The organism is Sandaracinobacteroides sp. A072 (assembly GCF_052616365.1).
Map to the genome: position 1 here is coordinate 659,596 of NZ_JBQXGU010000001.1, position 19,484 is coordinate 679,079.

The window sequence follows — 19,484 nt, forward strand, 5'->3', positions numbered from 1 at the left end:
AGCCGGGCGTGGCGGCCTGAAATCCGCCATTCCGCCCGGGAGCTGCCTTTCAGCCGGTCATGCCACCGCTTCGTCCAGCATCTCCCGCGCGATGGCGCGCGCGGCTTCATAATCGGCCTTGCCATTGGGGCCGCGTGGCACCTTCTTCACCTGCACCACCTGCTTCGGCGCCTTGTAGGGGGCAAGGCTCGCCTTCACATGAGCGATCAGCTCATCCTCCGTCACGGGGCCGAGCGTTTCGGCAACGGCGGTCACGGCCTGGCCCCATTTCTCGTCGGGCACGCCGAAGACCAGCGCATCCTCGACCAGCGGGTGGGTTTTCAGCGCTTCTTCCACTTCTTCGGGGAAGATCTTTTCGCCGCCGCTGTTGATGCACTGGCTGCCTCGGCCCAGCAGGATGAGCGCGCCATCCTCGTCCAGCACGCCCCAGTCGCCGGGCATGGTGCAGCGCCGCCCCTCGACCGTCACGAAGGTCTTGGCGCTCTTTTCCGGATCCTTCCAGTAGCCGAGCGGCACCGGCCCGGCACGCGCGACACGGCCGGGCTTGCCGGCTTCCCTGATGGGTTTCAGATCCTCGTCCACCAGCAGCGTGTCCGGGTCGCTGATGAAGCGTGTGGGGGCGTCGGGCGCTTCGGCCGTGGAGGTGGACAGGCCATAGCCCAGCCCCTCGGACGAGCCATAGGAATCGAGGCAGACCATGGTGGGGCAGTGGCGCAGCAGCGCCGCCTTCACCTCGGGCGACCACATGGTGCCCGAGGACACCATCATCATCGTGTTGCCCAGCGAGCCGCGCCCGGCTTCGATCGCGCGCAGCATCGGCCGGGCAAAGGCGTCGCCCACGATCACGGTCACATGCGGGTCATGCGCCTCGCTCAGCTTCAGCGCTTCCTCGGCATCGAAGCTGCGCGCCGTGGCGGTGATGACGGTGCCGCCCATGCCCAGCGTGTAGATGGCCGTGAGCAGCCCGGTGCCGTGCATCAGCGGCGGAAGCGCCAGCAGGCGGCGCCTTTCGGGGTTTTCGAGCACGGCGGCCACATGCTCTTCCATGCTTTCGGGGCCGGGCATGCCCGGAAGCTGCGCGCCGCCGCCCATCGCGACCCACAGGGCGCCATGTTCCCAGATCACGCCCTTGGGCATGCCGGTCGTGCCGCCCGTGTAGATGAAAAGCCGGTCCTCGGGGCTGTAGCCCGCCACATCGGGCGAGCCGCTGCCATCGGCCACGGCATGGAAATCCGCCGCCCAGTCTACCGGCGCGCCGCCCACCTTCAGCCACAGCTTCACATGCGGCAGCCGGTGGCGCAGCCCGTCCAGCACGTCGGCGAACTCGTCATCGAAGACGATCACGGTCGCGTCGCTGTTGTCGAAGATATAGTGCAGTTCCTCGCCGGTGTAGCGGTAGTTCACGTTCACATGCACCATGCGCGCCTTGAAGGCGGCCACGGTGGTGAGAAGATAGGCCGGCGAGTTGCGCATCAGATGCGCGACCCGGTCCCCGGGCCGGGCGCCGGCGGCCAGAAAGGCGGCGGCCAGCGCGTTGGTCTTGCGGTCGAAGCTGGCCCAGTCGAGCCTTTCCTCCCCGTGGATGAGTGCGGGCGCGTTTCCGAGGCGCGGCCCCAGCGTTTTCAGCAGTTCGCCGAACGACAGCATGTCAGTCTCCTCCTCCGTTGGTGCGGAGTTGACATGAGCCGCAGCCGGGGCACAACGCCCAAAAGGGAGAGAAAGATGCGCGCCTGGATTGTCGAACGCCTGGACGGAATTGCCGCCCTCGAGCGGCGGGATGTGCCCGATGCCCGGGCGCCCGGCCCCGGCGAGGCGCGGGTGGGCATGATTGCGGCCGGCCTCAACTATCCGGATCTGCTGATGCTTTCGGGCGGCTACCAGTATCGCCCGCAGCTTCCCTTCACGCCCGGCATGGAGGGCGTGGGCCGGATCCTAGCGGTGGGCGAGGGCGTCAGCGGCGATCTTCTGGGCCATCGCATGCTGGTGGGCGGGCGCACCGGCCTGCTGGCGGACGAAGTGACGCTTCCGCTGGCATCGCTGCGCGACGTGCCCGATGCCCTGTCCGACAGCGAGGCGGCCGGCTTCACCACGGGCGCGCTGACAGCCTGGGTGGCGCTTGCCGTTCGCGGCAGGCTGCAGCCGGGCGAGCATGTGCTGGTGCTGGGCGCCGGCGGCGGCATGGGGCTTGCGGCCGTATCCATGGCCCGGGCGCTTGGCGCGCGGGTTACGGCGGCGGCCTCCAGCGCCGAGAAACTCGAAGCCGCGCGGGCAGCGGGCGCCGGGGATCTTGTTCTTCTCGACCGGGAAAAGCCGGATCTTTCCAGCGTGAAAGGGCAGGTGGACGTGCTGTTCGACCCTGTGGGCGGCGCGGCCGTGATGCCGGGCCTGCAGAGCCTGCGCTGGGGCGGTCGCTATCTCATCATCGGTTTCGTCGCAGGGCCGCCGGTCAGGGTGGGGCTGAATCAGGCGCTCATTCGCGGGATCGAGATCATCGGCGTGCGCGCCGGCGAAGCGGGCCGGCAGGAGCCCGAACTGGGCCGCCGTGCCATGCACGAGATCGACCGGCTGGCGCGCGAGGGAAAATTCCGGCCTGTCATCGGCCTCGAAGTGCCGTTCGAACGCGCGCCCGATGCCTTCCGCGCCATGGAAGAGGGCAGGCTAACCGGCAAGGCCGTGGTGCGCATGGCGGAAGGCTGACCGGTTTCGGCGCCGGGCTGGGGCAGTGGCGGGACAGGGCTATGCGGGGCCTGTTTTCCGGCCACTTGTCCGCGCGTGCCGGCGAGCCTAGATTCAGCGCCATGACACCCACGTCGAAACGCGCAATCGCGCTTGCCGCTATCCTGCTTCCGGCCATCGTCCTGACGGCCTGCAACACGACGCGTGGCGTCGGCCGGGACATCAAGTCCGTCGGCAAGGCCATCGAGCGCACCGTCGACTGACCCGCCCGCTGGCGACCGCCGGTTGGCGTCCAATTGTTGTCGGCCATCGATCGTCGCCCATCTGTTGCCGATTGACCGAATCGCATGGCTCGGCCATTGCGATCAGGTCGGCGCATGGCCTTGGCCAGCGGCGGCGCTGCGGGAGAGTGCATGAAGAACGGCCCCGGCCGTTTTCCATGCCGCCGAAGGAGCAACCGCCCCCGGAATCTCTCAGGCCAAAGGACCGCAGCGGCGCATCCTCGTGATACGGCAGTCTGGAAAGCGCGCTCTTCAGGGGCGCCACCGAAGGGGTAAGCCGGCCCGGAAGGGCAGGCGAAAGCTCTCAGGTCTCGTGACAGGCGGGGGCGGGCGGACGGCATGGGGCCGATCCGTGGTCACGAAGGACTGCGCATGGCCGACAGCCACCAGCCGGAACTGAAACAGCTTCCTTTCGCCAGCCTGCACGAACGGCTGGGCGGGCGCATGGTTCCCTTCGCGGGCTATGCCATGCCCGTGCAATATGCCGATGGCGTGATGGCCGAGCATCGCTGGACCCGTGCCCATGCCGGGCTGTTCGATGTCTCGCACATGGGCCAGATCGACATATCCGGGGCCGGTGCCGATGTGGCGCTGGAAGCACTGATGCCCGGCGATTTCACCGGCCTGCGGGAAAATGCCCTGCGCTATTCCATGCTGCTCGATGATGCGGGCGGCATAATCGATGACCTGATGGTGACGCGCCGCGCCGGGGATTTCTACCTCGTCGTCAATGGCGCGAACAAGCTGGACGACATCGCCCATCTGCGGGCGCGCCTGCCCGATGCGGTCCGGCTGGTCCACCGCACCGATCTCGCCTTGCTGGCGCTTCAGGGGCCGGATGCGGAAGCCGTTCTGGAAGCGCTGGTGCCGGGTGTTTCGGCGCTGAAGTTCATGCGCGCGGGCAGCTTTTCCTGGAATGGCGTGCCGCTGTGGGTCAGCCGGTCCGGCTATACGGGCGAGGATGGCTACGAAATTTCCCTGCCGGTTGCCGCTGTCGCCTTTGCCGATGCACTGCTGGCCGATGCGCGGGTGAAGCCCGCCGGCCTTGGCGCGCGGGATTCGCTGCGGCTGGAGGCCGGCCTGCCGCTTCATGGCCATGATCTCGACCGCACGACGACCCCGGTGGAAGCCGGGCTTGCCTTCGCCATCTCCAAGCGCCGCAAGGCGGAAGGCGGCTTTCCGGGTGCACCCCGCGTGCTTGGCCAATTGCTGGATGGCCCGGCGCGCCGCCGTGTCGGGCTGAAGCCCGAAGGGCGCCAGCCGGTGCGCGAGGGCGCGCCGGTCTTTGCCGGGGACAGCGAGGTCGGCCGCGTCACCTCCGGCGGGTTCGGCCCGTCGGTGGAGGCGCCTGTCGCCATGGGCTATGTGGCCGCCGCCCATGCCGGCGATGGAACCGCCCTCGAGATCGAGGTGCGCGGGCGGCGGATCGCCGCGACCGTCGTGCCCATGCCCTTCTGGCAGAAGAACTACGCCCGCTAGCAGCAGGAAAGCCGAGGAGACCGGGATGCGCTACTATACCAAGGATCATGAGTGGATCGAGGTGGACGGAACGACCGCCACCGTCGGCGTCACCGATTATGCCCAGGGGCAGCTGGGGGACGTGGTGTTCGTGGAACTCCCCGAATCCGGCCGCCAGCTGGAAGCCGGCAAGGAAGCTGCTGTCGTCGAATCCGTGAAGGCCGCGAGCGAAGTCTATGCGCCCGTCTCTGGCACGGTCACCGAAGCCAATGGCGCGCTCACCGATGACCCGTCGCTCGTGAATTCCGCGCCCGAGGGCGATGGCTGGTTCTTCCGCCTCACCCTGTCGAGCGCTGCCGAACTGGAAGGGCTGATGGACGAGGCCGCCTACAAGGCCTTCGTCGCCACGCTCTGACGCCTGCTTCGCAGGCCAGCTGATCGAGGAACCGGGATGCGCTATCTTCCACTGACACCCGAGGACCGGCAGGCGATGCTCTCCAGCATCGGCGCCGACAGCATCGATGACCTCTTCGTCGACGTGCCGGAGGAAGCACGGCTTTCCGGCCCGATCCCCGGCCTGCCGGGCCACCAGCCGGAAATGCTGGTCGAGCGTGATCTCGTGACGCTGGCCAGGCGCAACATGGCTGCGGGCGAGCATCCCTTTTTCCTGGGGGCGGGCGCCTATCGCCACCATGTGCCGGCCTCGGTCGACCATCTGATCCAGCGCGGCGAGTTCCTGACCAGCTACACGCCCTATCAGCCGGAAATCGCGCAGGGCACGCTGCAGTATCTGTTCGAGTTCCAGACCCAGGTGGCGCGGCTGACCGGCATGGATGTCGCCAATGCCTCCATGTATGATGGCTCGACGGCGATGACCGAGGCGATCTTCATGGCCCGGCGCATCACGCGGCGCGGCAAGACGCTGATCTCGGCCGGCGTTCACCCCCATTATGTGAAGGTGGCCCAGACTCTCTGCCGCTTCACCGGAGACAGGCTGGAGACAGGAAGCCCCCAGCTTGCCGACGGCCGCCCCGGCGATGACATCGCCGCGTTGATCGATGCTCTCGATGCGGATACCTCGGCCGTGGTGGTGCAGAATCCCAATGTCTTCGGCCATGTGGCCGATCTCTCGGCGCTGGCCGAGGCCGTCCATGCGAAGGGCGCGCTGCTCATCGTCGTCGTGACGGAGGTCGTCTCCCTCGGCGCCATCCGCTCGCCCGGCGAAATGGGGGCGGATATCGTGGTGGGCGAAGGCCAGTCGCTCGGGGTCGGCCTGCAGTTCGGCGGGCCGCATCTCGGGCTTTTCGCCTGCAATGCCCGCCATGTCCGGCAGATGCCCGGTCGGCTGTGCGGCGAAACGGTCGATGCCGATGGCCGCCGCGGCTATGTGCTCACGCTCTCCACCCGCGAGCAGCATATCCGCCGCGAGAAGGCGACGAGCAACATCTGCACGAACAGCGGGCTGATGGCGCTGGCCTTCAGCATCCACATGACCCTTCTCGGCCAGGCGGGGCTGACGCATCTGGCCCGGCTGAACCATGCCCGCGCCGTCCAGGCGGCGGACAGACTTGCGACCCTTCCCGGCGTCGAGCTGCTGACAGGCCGCTTCTTCAACGAGTTTGCCATCCGCCTGCCCATTCCGGCGCGGCAGGCCGTGCGCGACATGGCGGAAATGGGCGTGCTGGGCGGCGTATCGCTCGCGCGGCTTTACCCGGGCAGGCCCGATTTCGAGCATGTGCTGCTGGTTGCCGCCACCGAAACCGTTTCTCCCGCCGACATCGACGCGCTGGTGCGCGCCATCACCGAGGTCGTCAGCCAATGAGCATGAACAGCCAGGGCCGCCCGTCCGCTCCCTCAGACACCGCCGCTGTCCCGCATGCCGCCCAGACCTTCAGCGGCAACCGCGCCCTGATGCTCGACGAGCCGCTGATCTTCGAATGCGGCGGCATGGACGTTTCGGGCGTCGATCTGGAGCCGGTGCCCGATCATGCCTCCCGCCTCGGCGGGCTGGAGCGGACATCCCCCATCGGGCTTCCCGGCCTTTCCGAAGGGGAGGCGGTGCGCCACTATACCCGCCTGTCGCGCCAGAATTACGGCATCGACATGGGGCTGTTCCCCCTCGGGTCGTGCACCATGAAGCACAACCCGCGCCTCAACGAGAAGCTCGCCCGGCTGCCCGGCTTTGCCGATATTCACCCCCTGCAGCCGCAGGATACGGTGCAGGGGGCGCTGGAACTGATCCACCGGCTGGCCGGCTGGCTGAAGGCGCTGACCAACATGCCGGCCGTGTCCATGTCGCCCAAGGCGGGCGCCCATGGCGAACTGTGCGGCATGCTCGCGATTCGTGCCGCGCACGAAGCACGCGGCGATGCCCGGCGCGTGGTGCTGGTGCCGGAATCGGCCCATGGCACCAACCCGGCGACGGCGGCCTTCTGCGGCTATGCGGTGGAGGACATTCCCGCCGACAGCCGCGGCCGGGTGGACTGCGCGGCGCTGATCGCGCGGCTTGGCCCGGATGTGGCGGCGGTGATGATCACCAACCCCAACACCTGCGGCCTGTTCGAACCGGACCTGAAGCGCATCGCCGATGCTGTCCATGCAGCCGGGGCCTATGTCTATTGCGACGGCGCCAACTTCAATGCGATCGTGGGCCGGGTGCGGCCGGGCGACCTGGGCGTGGACGCCATGCACATCAACCTGCACAAGACCTTTTCCACACCGCATGGCGGCGGCGGACCCGGTTCCGGCCCGGTGGTCTTTTCCGCGCGGCTCGCGCCCTATGCGCCGCTTCCCTTCGTGGTGGAGGAGAATGGACGCTTCCACCTTGTGGAGGAGGAAACCGCCCGCGAGGAAGCCCATGCCGACAGCTTCGGCCGCATGTCCGCCTTTCACGGGCAGATGGGCATGTTCGTCCGCGCGCTCGCCTATATCCTGAGCCATGGAGGCGATGGCCTGCGGCAGGTGGCGGAAGATGCCGTGCTGAACGCCAATTATGTGCTGCGCGCGCTGGAGGATGTGATGTCCGCCCCGTTCGCCGATACCGGGCCGTGCATGCACGAGGCGCTGTTCGATGACGCTTTCCTGAAGGACACGGGCGTCACCACCCTCGATTTCGCCAAGGCGCTGATCGACGAGGGCTATCACCCGATGACCATGTATTTCCCGCTGGTCGTCCATGGGGCGATGCTGATCGAGCCGACCGAAACCGAAGGCCGGCAAAGGCTGGACCAGTTCATCGAAACGATGCGCGCGCTGGCCGGCGCTGCGAAGGCGGGCGATGCCGCCCGCTTCACGGGCGCCCCGCACCATGCGCCGCGCAGCCGCCTCGATGAAACGCGCGCCGCGCGCCAGCCGGTGCTTGCCTGGCAGGGGGACAAGGCGGGCCGCTAGCCCGGCCTTTTCCGGTTCCTGGCGTTGACTGTGGCGGGCACGCGCCGCGTGCACGGGCGTGGCAGTCGTGTGCCGTGCCCTCCCATGCAGGCAGCGCAGGCTGTGCCGGCTGCGACACCATGGCCCGCCTTGCGTTAACCATGGCAGCTGACATGCCAGATTGCCAATGCCCTTTCAGTGTCATAATATTTCACGATCAGCGGGCGACTCCGCTGGTTAGGGGCAACATCTGACAGGGGGCATTCCCATGAAGAAACTTACCATCCTCGGGCTGGCCGCGGTTGCGCAGCTGGCATTCCCGGCTGCGGCCGATGCATCGATCAAGGCCACGTCCGGTTCGGCCAAGGGGCTGAGCTGGCAGGCACAAAGCCGCATCGTCGGCATGACCTCCACCGATATCGTCGCCAATGGCGGCAACCCGATCTACCTGCCGTCCGCCGCCCAGTCGAACGGCGTCGTCTCGCTCATCATGGATTATGCGGGCGGTTCCTTCATCTGCTCCGGCACGCTTCTGCCGGACCGCATGTCGATCCTGACGGCTGCACACTGCGTTTCCGATGGCGCCGGCACTGCCAACCCGCTGAAGACGACGGCCTGGTTCAACGGCACCGGTGACGACATCACCGTTGCCTTCAACCCGGCGGCCACCCCGATCGAGGTGAGCCAGTATTTCGTGAATTCCGGCTACACCGGCGAAGTGATCGACCAGAATGACATCGCCGTTCTGCGCCTTGCCGAAAAAGCCCCTGACTGGGCGACCGCCTTCGACCTCTACACCGGCAACCTGACCGGCGAGGAATTCAATGTGGCCGGTTACGGCCGTCGTTCCGACACCGGCGGCGCCGTTGGCGCCAACCTCGGCACGAACCGCCTGCGTCAGGGCGACAACATCTATGATTATGCCTGGGGCAATTCCGCTTTCGGCGGCTTCTTCACCGACCGTGACGGCTCGGGCGAAAACTTCTTCGGCTTCGCCGAAATCGAATATTCCTATGTCTCGGATTTCGACAGCGGCTCTTCGGCCAATGACGCAGCCTGCCTCATCGCGCAGGCTGTCGGTGGCGGAAACGGCTTCTGCCAGACTGGCGTTGGCGCCATGGAAGTTGCCATCGCCGGTGGTGACTCGGGCGGCCCGGGCTTCATCAACGGCATGGTTTCCTCGGTGAACAGCTATGGCCTGAGCTTCGGTACGGGCTTTGGTGACTATCTCGCCGGTCTCAACACCAGCTGGGGCGAGTTCAGCGGCTATGTGCCCGTGTACATCCACGAGGACTTCATCCGCAGTTCCATGGTGCCCAATGGTGCGGTTCCCGAGCCGGCCACCTGGGCGATGCTGATCATGGGCTTCGGCCTGGTGGGTGGCGCCATGCGTCGCCAGCGCCAGACCAGCGTCTCGGCCTGACAGCTGCCAGCGTGAAATGATCGGGGCCGGCGGAGCGATCCGCCGGCCCCTTTCTTTATGACGAGAGCCTGAGTGGCGTGCAGATGCGCAGTGTGAAGGGCTGCGGGCGCAGGCCGGTTTCAGCCGAGAAGGTCGCCGAAGGACAGCTGGCCGTTGTAGAGAGCGCGGACGACAAGCTCCGTACGGCTGGAAACACCGAAGCGGGCTTTTGCCTGTTCGAGATATTTGTGCACCGTATCAGGGGCGAGGCCGAGGATCTGCCCGGCAACCCAGTCGGACTTGCCGCGCGCCGCCAGCACCACGCATTCCAGCTGCCGCTTGGTGAGCCGGGGTTGCGGCGGCTCGTTGCGGTTCGCGAGCCGGCGTGCGGCCTCGAAGGCGAAGCAGGCCAGATACTGCGCCGCCGGCAGGCTGTGGCGCGGCAGCGCGCGATCACTGGAGACGACGAAGGAGCAGAGGCCGGTTGCCTCGCCGGGAATGTGGATCGGCACCGTCCAGCCGTTCAGCAGGCCCTGCCGGGCCGCGACGCGCATGTAGCTCTGCTGCTTGGGGGTCAGGTCGATGATGTCGTCAAGGTCTGCCCAGGCGAAGGGTGCGACGCTGCGCTGGCTTGCCATCAGCACCGGATCATCAGCCCAGAAGCCGCTGCTGCGCAAAAGGCCGACCCAGTCATCGGGATAGTCGGTCAACTGGATGGGGGTGTTGCGCAATTGCATGCCGTTGCGCTGGGCAAGGGCGAAATGATCGAAGGCAAACTCGCGCGTGGCATGGGACAGCATCTCCTGGATTTCCTCCAGGCTGCGCGCGCCTTTCACGTCGCGCACGAAGGTCTGCACCTTGGCGAAGACGCCGGATCTGCTTTCGGTCATGGCAAGCGCCTGCGTCGCATATCAGAGTTGGTCATTGCAGCCATGAGATTGCCAGAAGTCTGTGTCCAGAAGACTCTTCTCAAAAGACTGTGACCTGAATGCAAATGCGTGGGCGCGGCGAAATGCCGCGTGCATGGCGTGCCCCGTCCGCATAGCGCAAATGTTCATTTGTTCTGGCCTTTCAGCCGCGTTAACAATTTTTCCTAACGCAAGGTTCGAGCGCCTGCCAGCCCCAATTGCGGCGAGGCCGGATTCCTGCGACGAGACTGGACCGGATTGGACGAGGACAGATGATGACCGATACGCCTGATACGCCGGGTGACGCCCGGCTCGAGACAGCGATCCTCGCGGGTGGCTGTTTCTGGTGCACCGAGGCAATCTTCGACAGGCTTCAAGGGGTTGCCTCGGTGGAAAGCGGCTATACGGGCGGCCATGTCGAGCGCCCGAGTTACAGGCAGGTCTGCACCGGGGAGACGGGCCATGCCGAGGCGGTCAAGATCCGCTTTGATCCGGCCAAGATAAGCTATGCCGATCTACTGGACATCTTTCTGGCCACCCATGACCCGACCCAGCTGAACCGGCAGGGCAATGACATCGGCCCGCAATATCGATCGGCCATCTTCCCCCAATCGCCCGCGCAGGCGGCGGAGGCAAAGGCCGCCATCGCCCGTGCCCAGGCGGATTGGGCAGCGCCCATCGTCACCACGATCGAGCCGGCCGCCCCCTGGTGGCAGGCCGAGCAGGAGCATCAGGAATATTTCGACCGCGTCGGTGACCAGAACCCCTATTGCACCGCCGTCGTCAGCCCCAAGGTGCGGAAGTTCATGCAGAAATATGCAAAGCGCCTGAAGGATTGAGAAACCTGGCCCCCTGCCCGCCGCGTCATGCGCGGGCAGGGGGGCGTTTGTCACACCGCCTCAGCGGCTCCTGTAGCGTTCGAACCAGTCGATCGGCGCCAGGATGGATTGCAGCCACTGGCTGGGCCGCCCCATGCCATGGCCAGCCCCGGGCAGGCGAACCATCTGCGTATCCACCCCGCGCAGCTTCAGCGCGCCGAACATCTGCTCGGTCTGGCTGATCGGGGTGCGATGATCCTGTTCGCCCGTGATCAGCAGCGTCGGGGTCTTGATGCTGCCCGCAAGGCTGAAGGGGGAGCGCTGGAAATAGAGCTCGGGCTTTTCCCAGGGGGTCGCGCCCATCCAGTGCTTCATGAAGAAGGCGGTGCCGTCGCTTGTCGTCACCTGGTCGGTCCAGTCCACCACCGGGCGCAGGGCAACGGCGGCGCGGAACTTCTCCGGCTCCTTGCCGATCGCCCACAGCGTCAGCACGCCACCGCCCGAGCCGCCACCGATGAAGAGGTTGCGCTGATCGACATAAGGCCGCTTCGCCACCGCATCGACCATGGTCATCAGGTCGTCATGATCTTCGCCGGGATAGGCGTTGGTGATGGCGTTGGCGAAGGCGTTTCCATAGCCGATGCTGCCGCGCGGGTTGGTGAAGAGCACGATATGGCCGGCAGCGGCATAGAGGCTGTGGGTGACGGAGAAGAAGGGCCCGTAATCGGTGTTGGGGCCGCCATGGATGTCGAGGATCAGCGGATAGCGCTTCTTCGGGTCGAAATCCGGTGGATAGGCGATCCAGCCCTGAACCGGCAGGCCGCCGGCCCGGCTCGCCACATTCACCTCCTCGATGCGCGCGGCCTTGCGGCTTTCCGCCCAGCGGCTGTTGAAATCCACCTGGCCTGTTTCGGCAGCGCCAAGGCTGACGCCCAGCCCGGCCGGCCTGTCGGTGAAGGCCGATGTATAGGCGAAGGTGCCGCCCGCTTCGGAGAACTGGCCGCCGGCCGACGGCAGGTAGAGGCGCGTGCCACCGACCAGCGGCACGATGACCCGGTTTTCGCCGGTCGTGGCGTCGATCGCGCCGACCCGCGTGACGCCCTGGTCATGGTAGAGGATGTGAATGGCCTGGCTGTCTGCCCGCCAGGACAGATCGGCCACGGGGCGGTCGAGCGTGGTTGTCAGCCTGCGGATGTCGCCGCCGGAAAGTGGCATCGTCCACAGGTCGGGCATGTCGTAGAAGCCGCTGCCGGCTTCCGTGCCGAGGAAGGCGATGGTCCGGCCATCGGGCGAGATTTCGGGATCATATTCGCTGCCCGGCCGGCTGGTGAGCTGGCGGGGCGCCGGCGCCTTGCCCTTTTCGGGCCTTGATGCCGTGTAGAGCCAGAGATCGGTCTCGCGCGGGCCGTTCACCCGGTCCGGCGTGAAGGCAGCGACGATTCCGCTACCATCCGGGGTCCAGGCGAGCGCGCCGCCGGCGTTGACCCGGTCGGTTTCGCCCTCGGTCAGCTGGACAGTCTTGCCGCTTGTGACATCGGTGACGAAAAGATGGTCGAATCCGGGCTTGATTTCCCCCCGGCCATCCGCGCGCCAGAAAAGATCGGAAATGATCCTGGGCTCAGGGGCCGTTTCCACGCCCGTTTCCGCGCCCGTTTCCGCGCCCTTGGGGCGTTCCGGCAGGCCGGGGATGGAAGCGGGCTTTGCCGCCACGCGGCCGACGAAGGCGACGCGCCCGCCATCGGGCGACCAGTGCGGCGCGCCGGGCATCGTTTCCCCGCCCGTTATTGGGCGGCCCACGGCTTCGGCAAGATCCATGACATGGATGTGCGGCTTGCCCAGGTGCCGCGCCAGATAGGCGATGCGGCGGCCATCGGGCGAGAAGCTGGCCCCGCCCGGCGTCACGTCGCGCGCCACCAGCAGCCGCCGGTCAATCACCCGGCCTTCCGTGTCGACATAGGCGAGCCACAGTTCGCCAAGGGCGCGGTCGCTGCCTTCGTCGAAGGCCGTGCGGGTGAACAGAACCCGCCGGCCGTCCGGTGAGACGACTGGGTTCGTCACCATCGACAGGCTGTAGATGTCGGCGGCCTGGAATGGCGGCTTTGCGGCTTCGGCCGCGAGCAGCGGGGACGCCATGAGCGCTGTGGCAAGCATTAGGAATTTCATCAGCCTGTCCTTCTGTTTGCCAACTGCTAGCCTGTGCGAAAGGGAGTATGCAACATGGATGGAATGCGGCTTTTCGATCGCTGGCGCGCGCGCTCGCCTTTCTATGACGAAACACATGAAGCAGTGGCACAATCGGTCAGGCGCTTCATCGAGACGGAAGTGAACCCCTACATCGACCAGTGGGAACGCGACGGAATGCTGCCGCGCGAGCTGCATGTGAAGGCGGCGAAGGCGGGCGTCCTAGGGCTGGGCTACCCCGAAGCCTATGGCGGCCATTCCGAAGGCTTTGACATCTTCCATTCGCTCACCCAGTCCGAAGAGATGGCGGCGCCGGGCGCCGGCGGGCTTGGCGCTTCGCTGATGACGCATGGAATCGGCCTGCCGCCCATCCTTGCCATGGGCTCCGAGGCGATGAAGCAGCGGATCGCGCCCGAGGTGCTTTCGGGCGAGAAGATCATCAGCCTGTGCATCACCGAACCGGGCGGCGGATCGGATGTGGCGGCGCTGCGCACCCACGCCCAGCGCAAGGGCGGCCATTATGTGGTCAATGGCTCCAAGATGTTCATCACCTCGGGCATGCGCGCCGACTACATGACGGTTGCCGTGCGCACCGGCGGGCCCGGCATGGGCGGCATTTCGTTGCTGCTGATCGAGTCGGACCGTCCGGGTGTCTCGCGCACGCCGCTGGAGAAGATGGGCTGGCACTGTTCCGATACCGCCGCCATCCACTTTCAGGATGTGGAAGTGCCTGCCGAGAATCTGATCGGGCCGGAAAATGGCGGTTTCCTCGGCATCATGCGCAACTTCAACTCCGAGCGGCTGGGCATGGCCCATGGCTGCATGGCGATGGCGCGCGTGGCGTTGCAGGAAGCGGTGGACTGGGCGCTGGAGCGGCAGACCTTCGGCAAGCCCCTGATCGGCCACCAGTCGATCCGGATCAAGCTGGCCGATCTGGTGCGGCAGATCGATGCGACCCAGGCCTGGGTCGACCTGCTGGCCCACCAGCACCGCGAAGGCACCGGCGAACCGGCCAGCTATGCCATGCTGAAGGTGCAGGCGACCCGGACTCTGGAAGCCGTCGCCCGCGAGGCGGCGCAGGTGCTGGGCGGCGCTTCCTACATCCGGGGCAGCAAGGTGGAGCGCATCTACCGCGAAGTGCGAGTGAACGCGATCGGCGGCGGCAGCGAGGAGGTCATGCTCGACCTTGCCGGGCGGCAGATGTTCGGCGGCACGCGCTAGAAAAAGGCCCGATTAAAAAACAAGGCCCGGTGCGCGATCATCCGCGCACCGGGCCTGTCATTTTTCCAGCCTGCCAGGCTTGCCCGTCAGATGAGGGCGGCGCAGGCGCGCTGGATGCGGCGGCAGGCTTCCTCCAGCACGTCTGTCGCGGTAGCGTAGCTGATGCGGAAGGCAGGCGAGAGGCCGAAGGCCGCGCCGTGCACGACGGCAACCCCTTCGGATTCCAGCAGATAGGCAGCCACATCCTCGTCGTTCGACAGCAGCTGACCCTGCGGCGTCGTCTTGCCGATGAGGCCTGAGCAATCCGGATAGACGTAGAAGGCGCCTTCGGGCGTGGGGCAGCTGAGGCCCTGCGCCTGGTTCAGCATCGAGACGACGAGGTCGCGGCGCTGCTGGAACACGGCGGCGCGTTCCTTCAGGAAGCCCTGCGGGCCATTGAGCGCCGCCGTCGCCGCTGCCTGCGCGATCGAGCAGGGGTTGGAGGTGGACTGCGACTGGATCTTGGCCATCGCCTTGATGAGGGCGCGCGGGCCGCCCGCAAAGCCGATCCGCCAGCCGGTCATGGCATAGGCCTTGGACGCGCCGTTCACCGTCAGGGTGCGATCATGAAGGCGCGGCTCGACAGCGGCGATGGACGCGAAGCGGAAATCATCGAACACGACATGCTCGTACATGTCGTCCGTCATCACCCAGACATGGGGGTGCCTGAGCAGCACGTCGGCCAGCGCCTTCAGCTCTTCCACCGTATAGGCCGCGCCGCTTGGATTGGATGGCGAGTTCAGGAACACCCATTTGGTGCGCGGCGTGATGGCGGCATCCAGCTGTTCGGGCAGCATCTTGAAGCCCTGGCCGATGGGGCAGGGCACGATGACCGGCGTTGCGCCGCAAAACTGCACGATGTCGGGGTAGGAAACCCAGTAGGGCGCCGGAATCACCACCTCGTCGCCCGGGTCCAGTGTTGCCACCATGGCGTTGAAGATGGTCTGCTTGCCGCCGACGTTGACGCTGATTTCATCCAGCGCATAGTCCAGCCCGTTGTCGCGGCGGAACTTCTCGCGGATGGCGGCCTTGAGTTCCGGCGTGCCGTCCACGGCGGTGTATTTCGTCTTGCCCATGCGTATGGCCTCGATCGCGGCCTCCTTCACGAAATCGGGCGTGTCGAAATCCGGCTCGCCGGCGCCAAGGGCGATGATGTCGCGCCCGGCGGCTTTCAGCTCGGCTGCCTTGTTGGTGACGGCGATGGTGGGGCTGGGCTGGATGCGGTTGATCGCGGCAGAGAGCAGGGACATGTTCGGACCTTCCGGTTTGTTCGCCGGCCCGGATAGAAGCGCCAGCGCCCGACTTCAAGCACCGGCGAGCAGGGCCGGCATCAGGCCGCGCAGGGAATTGCCGACAAGAAAACCCCCGGCGAGATCGGCTGGCCGCAATTCCGCTTCCATGGCCCGGCCGTTTTCCAGAAGCTCTGCCCGCAGCGCGCCCGGCAGCAGGCCAAGGCGCAAAGGCGGCGTCAGCAGCCTGCCATCCCGCTCTAGGAAGAGGCTGGTGAAGCTTCCCTCGGTCAGCAGCCCGTCCGGGCCGACAAACAGCACTTCGCCGGCGCCACTGGCCCGGCGGGCTTCATCGTAAAAGGCGCGATCGCTGGTCTTGTGCCGCAGGCGCCAGTCATCGGCGGAAACGGGAAGCGGGGCAAGCGCCACCCGCAGAGGCCCGGCACGCGGCCCGGCACGCGGCCCGGCCAGGGGGGTGGGCAAGGGGGAAAGCTGGAGCGCGATATGCCCTTCCGCCGACAGCAGCAGCCTGAGACGCCTGCCCGAACCCGGCCGCAGCCCGGCGAGCCTGGCGGCTGTCGCCTGCCGGTCGAAGGGAAAGCCGAAGCGCCGGGCCGAGGCGTCGAGGCGGTCGAGATGCTGGCGCAGGCGCGGGATGGCGCCATCAGCGTCCAGCCGCATCGTCTCGATCAGGGTGCGGGGGGCGGAGGCTTCGAGAAAGCGCGCCTTGGCGAGGCATTCCTGCCATTCCGCCATCGGGTCGCTGTCGGAGACGATTCCGGCGCCGAGGCCGAGGCGGGCGCTGCCCCCTTCGATCTCGAGCGTGCGGATGGCGACATTGAAGCCCGCATCGCCATCGGGCGCCATCCAGCCGATGCTGCCGCAATAGATGCCGCGTGGGCTCTCTTCCAGCGCCACGATCACCTCCATCGCCCGGATCTTCGGTGCGCCCGTGACCGAGCCGCAGGGAAAAAGCGCGGCCAGCGCATCGGTGGCATCCCGGCCGGGCGCGATCCTTGCCGTGACCGTCGAAGTCATCTGCAGGATGGAGGGGTAGCGTTCGATGGCGAAAAGCCGGGGCACACGCACGCTGCCGGGCATGGCGATCCGCGCCAGATCGTTGCGCAGCAGATCCGTGATCATCAGATTTTCGGCCCTGTTCTTCGGGTCTTCCGCAAGGGCGCGCGCCGCTGCATCGTCCGCCCCGGCATTGACGCCGCGCGGAGCGGTGCCCTTCATCGGACGTGCCGTGAGCTGCCCGCCTTCCAGCCGGAAAAACAGCTCCGGCGACAGGCTGAGCCACCAGCGGCCGCCGCCAAGGTGGACCAGCGCCGCATGGGGGGCTGCGCCCGGCCGGAAAAGCCGCGCGAACAGGGCCACGGGGTGGCCGCGAAACGGCACGATCGCCCGGAAGGTCAGGTTGGCCTGATATATGTCTCCGGCGGCGATCAGCGCCTGCGCCTTGCCGACGGCGGCGATGAAATCCGCAGGCGCGACCAGCGGCTCTACGGGGCCGGTCATGGCCGGGGCGCAGTGCGTTTCGAGGATCGACGCCACGTCTGTCGCCGTGAGCATGGCGGGCCTGCCGAAACGGCCGAACCAGAGCCGGGCCGTGCCGTGCGCCTTGCCGGCAAGGCGCGGTTCCAGTGCGTGGCCCGCTTCGTAGGAGAGGCCGCCGGCCAGCCAGTCGCCGGATGCGACGGCGGCGCGCATGGCGGCCAGCCCGGCCGCGATGTCGGCGGTTTCGATCAGCGCGTGCGGGGCGGTGAAGAGGCGGCCTGCGCGCGCCGCATCATCCCACAGCAGGGCAAAGGGGGCCAAAGGGTCGAAATCGGGCGGCATCGCGACGTGCTGCTAGCGGCTTTCCCGGCTTTTGCCAAAGGCGGCGGGGCAGGACAGGGCGTCACATAAAGACTTAAAGAAACTTGCAACTGATGGCGGCGAAGGGTATTGGACGGCATATTTTCCAAAGATCCGGAGCATGCCCCGTGGCCGACAGCCAGACGCCAGCCTTCAATGATTTCGCAGTCGCCGACCTTTCGCTTTCGGGCTGGGGGCGCAAGGAAATCGCCATTGCCGAAACCGAGATGCCGGGCCTGATGGCGCTGCGCGCCGAATTCGGCGCGGCTAAGCCGCTGAGCGGCGCGCGCATTGCCGGCTGCCTGCACATGACGATCCAGACCGCCGTCCTCATCGAGACGCTGACGGCGCTGGGCGCCGAGGTGCGCTGGTCCTCGTGCAACATCTTCTCCACCCAGGATCATGCAGCTGCCGCCATCGCGGCTGCTGGAATCCCCGTTTTTGCGCACAAGGGCGAGAGCCTGCGCGAATATTGGCAGTTCGTCGACGCCATCTTCCAGTGGGGCGACCATAGCGCGAACATGATCCTCGACGATGGCGGCGACGCCACCATGTACATCCTGAAGGGCGCCCGTTTCGAAGCCGGCGAACCCCTGCCCGAGCCCGCCAACGAGGAGGAAGTGGAATATTTCCGCATGATCCGCGAGCGGGCGGCGGCGACGCCGGGCTTTTTCCTGAAGACCCAGGCCTCGATCAAGGGCGTCTCGGAAGAAACCACCACCGGCGTTCACCGCCTCTATGAAATCGCCGGCCGTGGCCATCTGCCCTTCCCGGCGATCAACGTGAACGACAGCGTCACCAAGTCGAAGTTCGACAATCTCTATGGCTGCAAGGAATCGCTGGTCGATGGCATCCGCCGCGCGACCGACGTGATGCTGGCCGGCAAGGTCGCCGTGGTCGCCGGCTTCGGGGATGTGGGCAAGGGCTCGGCTGCATCGCTGCGCAACGGCGGCGCCCGGGTTCTCGTGACCGAAGTGGACCCGATCTGCGCCCTGCAGGCGGCGATGGAAGGCTATCAGGTCGTCACCATGGACGAGGCGGCCCCCCAGGCCGACATCTTCGTGACGGCGACGGGCAACACCGATGTCATCACCATCGACCACATGCGGGCGATGAAGGACCGGGCCATCGTCTGCAACATCGGCCACTTCGATGCCGAGATCCAGATCGGCGCGCTTTCGAACTTCCCCTGGGAAGAGGTGAAGCCGCAGGTGGACGAAGTGGTTTTCCCCGATGGCAAGCGCCTGATCGTGCTGGCCAAGGGGCGGCTGGTGAACCTGGGCTGCGCAACCGGCCACCCCAGCTTCGTGATGAGCGCCTCCTTCACCAACCAGGTGCTGGCCCAGATCGAGCTGTGGGCCAATGGCGCCAGCTATGACAACAGGGTGCATGTGCTGCCCAAGCATCTCGACGAGAAGGTGGCGGCCCTGCACCTCGAGAAGCTTGGCGTGAAGCTGACGAAGCTGGCCCCGCACCAGGCGGCCTATATCGGCGTCGCGCCCGAAGGGCCGTTCAAGCCCGAGCATTACCGCTACTGAGGGCGGACGGCGCGTGGAGAATGGACCTCGCGTGGAGACAGGGCTGGCCCAGACACTGGCCCAGACGCTGGACGAAGCCGGCATGCGGGCGCTGGGCGCCCGCATCGCCGCACTGCTTGCCCCCGGCGACGTGGTGGCGCTTTCCGGTGACCTCGGTGCTGGAAAGACCACCCTGGCCCGTGCCATCCTCGAGGCGCTGGGCCATCGCGGCGAAGTGCCCAGCCCCAGCTTCACCCTTGTGCAGACCTATCCCGATCTCGATGTTCCGGTCGCCCATGCCGATCTCTACCGGCTTGAACGGCCATCGGAGGTGGAGGCGCTTGGCCTTGATGACTGGCTGGCTGATGGCGCGCTGCTGGTCGAATGGCCGGAACGCCTCGGCGCGGCCTTCTGGCCGGAACGCCTCTGGATCAGGCTGGATGGCGCTGGCGGGCCAGACCGCCGCTTGACTTCCCATGCATCCCCGGCTTGGAAAGGCCGGTGGCCGGGCAACGCCTCCTGATT

General features: G+C 66.8%; 15 protein-coding genes, 2 pseudogenes and 2 riboswitches. Of the genes and pseudogenes, 12 read left to right on the forward strand and 5 right to left on the reverse strand.

The genetic code is table 11. The annotated features are described in order from the left end of the window. Positions 1-57: 57 nt before the first annotated feature. Positions 58-1,647 carry an AMP-binding protein gene (locus ACUJ46_RS03185; RefSeq protein WP_445388995.1) on the reverse strand — a complete coding sequence of 530 codons (1,590 nt, stop codon included), beginning with the start codon at positions 1,645-1,647 and terminating at the stop codon, positions 58-60. A 75-nt stretch (positions 1,648-1,722) separates the two neighbouring features. Between ACUJ46_RS03185 and ACUJ46_RS03190 the strand changes: the two genes are divergently transcribed. The 8 genes and pseudogenes from ACUJ46_RS03190 to ACUJ46_RS03225 all read left to right on the forward strand — a co-directional run. Next, positions 1,723-2,697 (forward strand): NADPH:quinone oxidoreductase family protein, encoded by a 975-nt coding sequence (locus ACUJ46_RS03190; RefSeq protein ID WP_445388996.1) that lies wholly within the window; start codon positions 1,723-1,725, stop codon positions 2,695-2,697. Positions 2,698-2,798: 101 nt separating this feature from the next. Further along, positions 2,799-2,939 (forward strand): entericidin A/B family lipoprotein, encoded by a 141-nt coding sequence (locus ACUJ46_RS03195; RefSeq protein ID WP_445388997.1) that lies wholly within the window; start codon positions 2,799-2,801, stop codon positions 2,937-2,939. Positions 2,940-3,068: 129 nt separating this feature from the next. Continuing rightward, positions 3,069-3,175, forward strand: a riboswitch (glycine riboswitch). Between the two features lie 8 nt (positions 3,176-3,183). Continuing rightward, positions 3,184-3,287, forward strand: a riboswitch (glycine riboswitch). A 42-nt stretch (positions 3,288-3,329) separates the two neighbouring features. Further along, positions 3,330-4,436 carry a glycine cleavage system aminomethyltransferase GcvT gene (gcvT, locus tag ACUJ46_RS03200; protein WP_445388998.1) on the forward strand — a complete coding sequence of 369 codons (1,107 nt, stop codon included), beginning with the start codon at positions 3,330-3,332 and terminating at the stop codon, positions 4,434-4,436. A gap of 25 nt (positions 4,437-4,461) precedes the next feature. Continuing rightward, positions 4,462-4,830, forward strand: coding sequence for a glycine cleavage system protein GcvH (gene gcvH / locus ACUJ46_RS03205; protein ID WP_445388999.1), 369 nt, complete (start codon positions 4,462-4,464; stop codon positions 4,828-4,830). Between the two features lie 36 nt (positions 4,831-4,866). After that, positions 4,867-6,237 carry an aminomethyl-transferring glycine dehydrogenase subunit GcvPA gene (gene gcvPA / locus ACUJ46_RS03210; RefSeq protein WP_445389000.1) on the forward strand — a complete coding sequence of 457 codons (1,371 nt, stop codon included), beginning with the start codon at positions 4,867-4,869 and terminating at the stop codon, positions 6,235-6,237. Continuing rightward, on the forward strand, positions 6,234-7,805 hold the full coding sequence (gene gcvPB, locus ACUJ46_RS03215; RefSeq protein ID WP_445389001.1) for an aminomethyl-transferring glycine dehydrogenase subunit GcvPB: 1,572 nt from the start codon (positions 6,234-6,236) through the stop codon (positions 7,803-7,805). Before gcvPA ends, gcvPB begins: the two co-directional genes overlap by 4 nt. Positions 7,806-8,274: 469 nt before the next feature. Beyond that, a pseudogene (locus ACUJ46_RS03220) lies at positions 8,275-8,631 on the forward strand (trypsin-like serine peptidase); the annotation flags it as partial. Between the two features lie 477 nt (positions 8,632-9,108). Beyond that, positions 9,109-9,207, forward strand: a pseudogene (locus ACUJ46_RS03225) (PEPxxWA-CTERM sorting domain-containing protein); the annotation flags it as partial. 119 nt (positions 9,208-9,326) lie between these two features. Here ACUJ46_RS03225 and ACUJ46_RS03230 read toward each other — a convergent pair. Next, entirely contained in the window at positions 9,327-10,076 is a 750-nt protein-coding gene (locus ACUJ46_RS03230) for a helix-turn-helix transcriptional regulator (RefSeq protein ID WP_445389002.1), read from the reverse strand. Positions 10,077-10,369: 293 nt separating this feature from the next. On the opposite strand from ACUJ46_RS03230, the gene msrA reads away from it, so the two are divergent. After that, positions 10,370-10,933 carry a peptide-methionine (S)-S-oxide reductase MsrA gene (gene msrA, locus ACUJ46_RS03235; RefSeq protein WP_445389003.1) on the forward strand — a complete coding sequence of 188 codons (564 nt, stop codon included), beginning with the start codon at positions 10,370-10,372 and terminating at the stop codon, positions 10,931-10,933. A gap of 60 nt (positions 10,934-10,993) precedes the next feature. On the opposite strand, the gene ACUJ46_RS03240 is transcribed toward msrA, so the two are convergent. After that, positions 10,994-13,075 (reverse strand): S9 family peptidase, encoded by a 2,082-nt coding sequence (locus ACUJ46_RS03240; protein ID WP_445389004.1) that lies wholly within the window; start codon positions 13,073-13,075, stop codon positions 10,994-10,996. Positions 13,076-13,138: 63 nt separating this feature from the next. On the opposite strand from ACUJ46_RS03240, the gene ACUJ46_RS03245 reads away from it, so the two are divergent. Further along, complete coding sequence (locus ACUJ46_RS03245; protein ID WP_445389005.1) at positions 13,139-14,314, forward strand: acyl-CoA dehydrogenase family protein; 1,176 nt, start codon at positions 13,139-13,141, stop codon at positions 14,312-14,314. A gap of 86 nt (positions 14,315-14,400) precedes the next feature. Here the strand turns inward: ACUJ46_RS03245 and ACUJ46_RS03250 are convergent, their stop codons facing one another. Beyond that, complete coding sequence (locus tag ACUJ46_RS03250) at positions 14,401-15,603, reverse strand: pyridoxal phosphate-dependent aminotransferase (RefSeq protein ID WP_445389006.1); 1,203 nt, start codon at positions 15,601-15,603, stop codon at positions 14,401-14,403. Positions 15,604-15,657: 54 nt separating this feature from the next. Then, complete coding sequence (gene pabB / locus ACUJ46_RS03255; protein ID WP_445389007.1) at positions 15,658-17,424, reverse strand: aminodeoxychorismate synthase component I; 1,767 nt, start codon at positions 17,422-17,424, stop codon at positions 15,658-15,660. 146 nt (positions 17,425-17,570) lie between these two features. Between pabB and ahcY the strand changes: the two genes are divergently transcribed. After that, a complete protein-coding gene (ahcY, locus tag ACUJ46_RS03260) occupies positions 17,571-18,980 on the forward strand; it encodes an adenosylhomocysteinase (protein WP_445389008.1) in 1,410 nt (469 codons plus the stop codon). A gap of 13 nt (positions 18,981-18,993) precedes the next feature. Next, positions 18,994-19,482 (forward strand): tRNA (adenosine(37)-N6)-threonylcarbamoyltransferase complex ATPase subunit type 1 TsaE, encoded by a 489-nt coding sequence (tsaE, locus tag ACUJ46_RS03265; RefSeq protein WP_445389009.1) that lies wholly within the window; start codon positions 18,994-18,996, stop codon positions 19,480-19,482. Positions 19,483-19,484 lie beyond the last annotated feature (2 nt).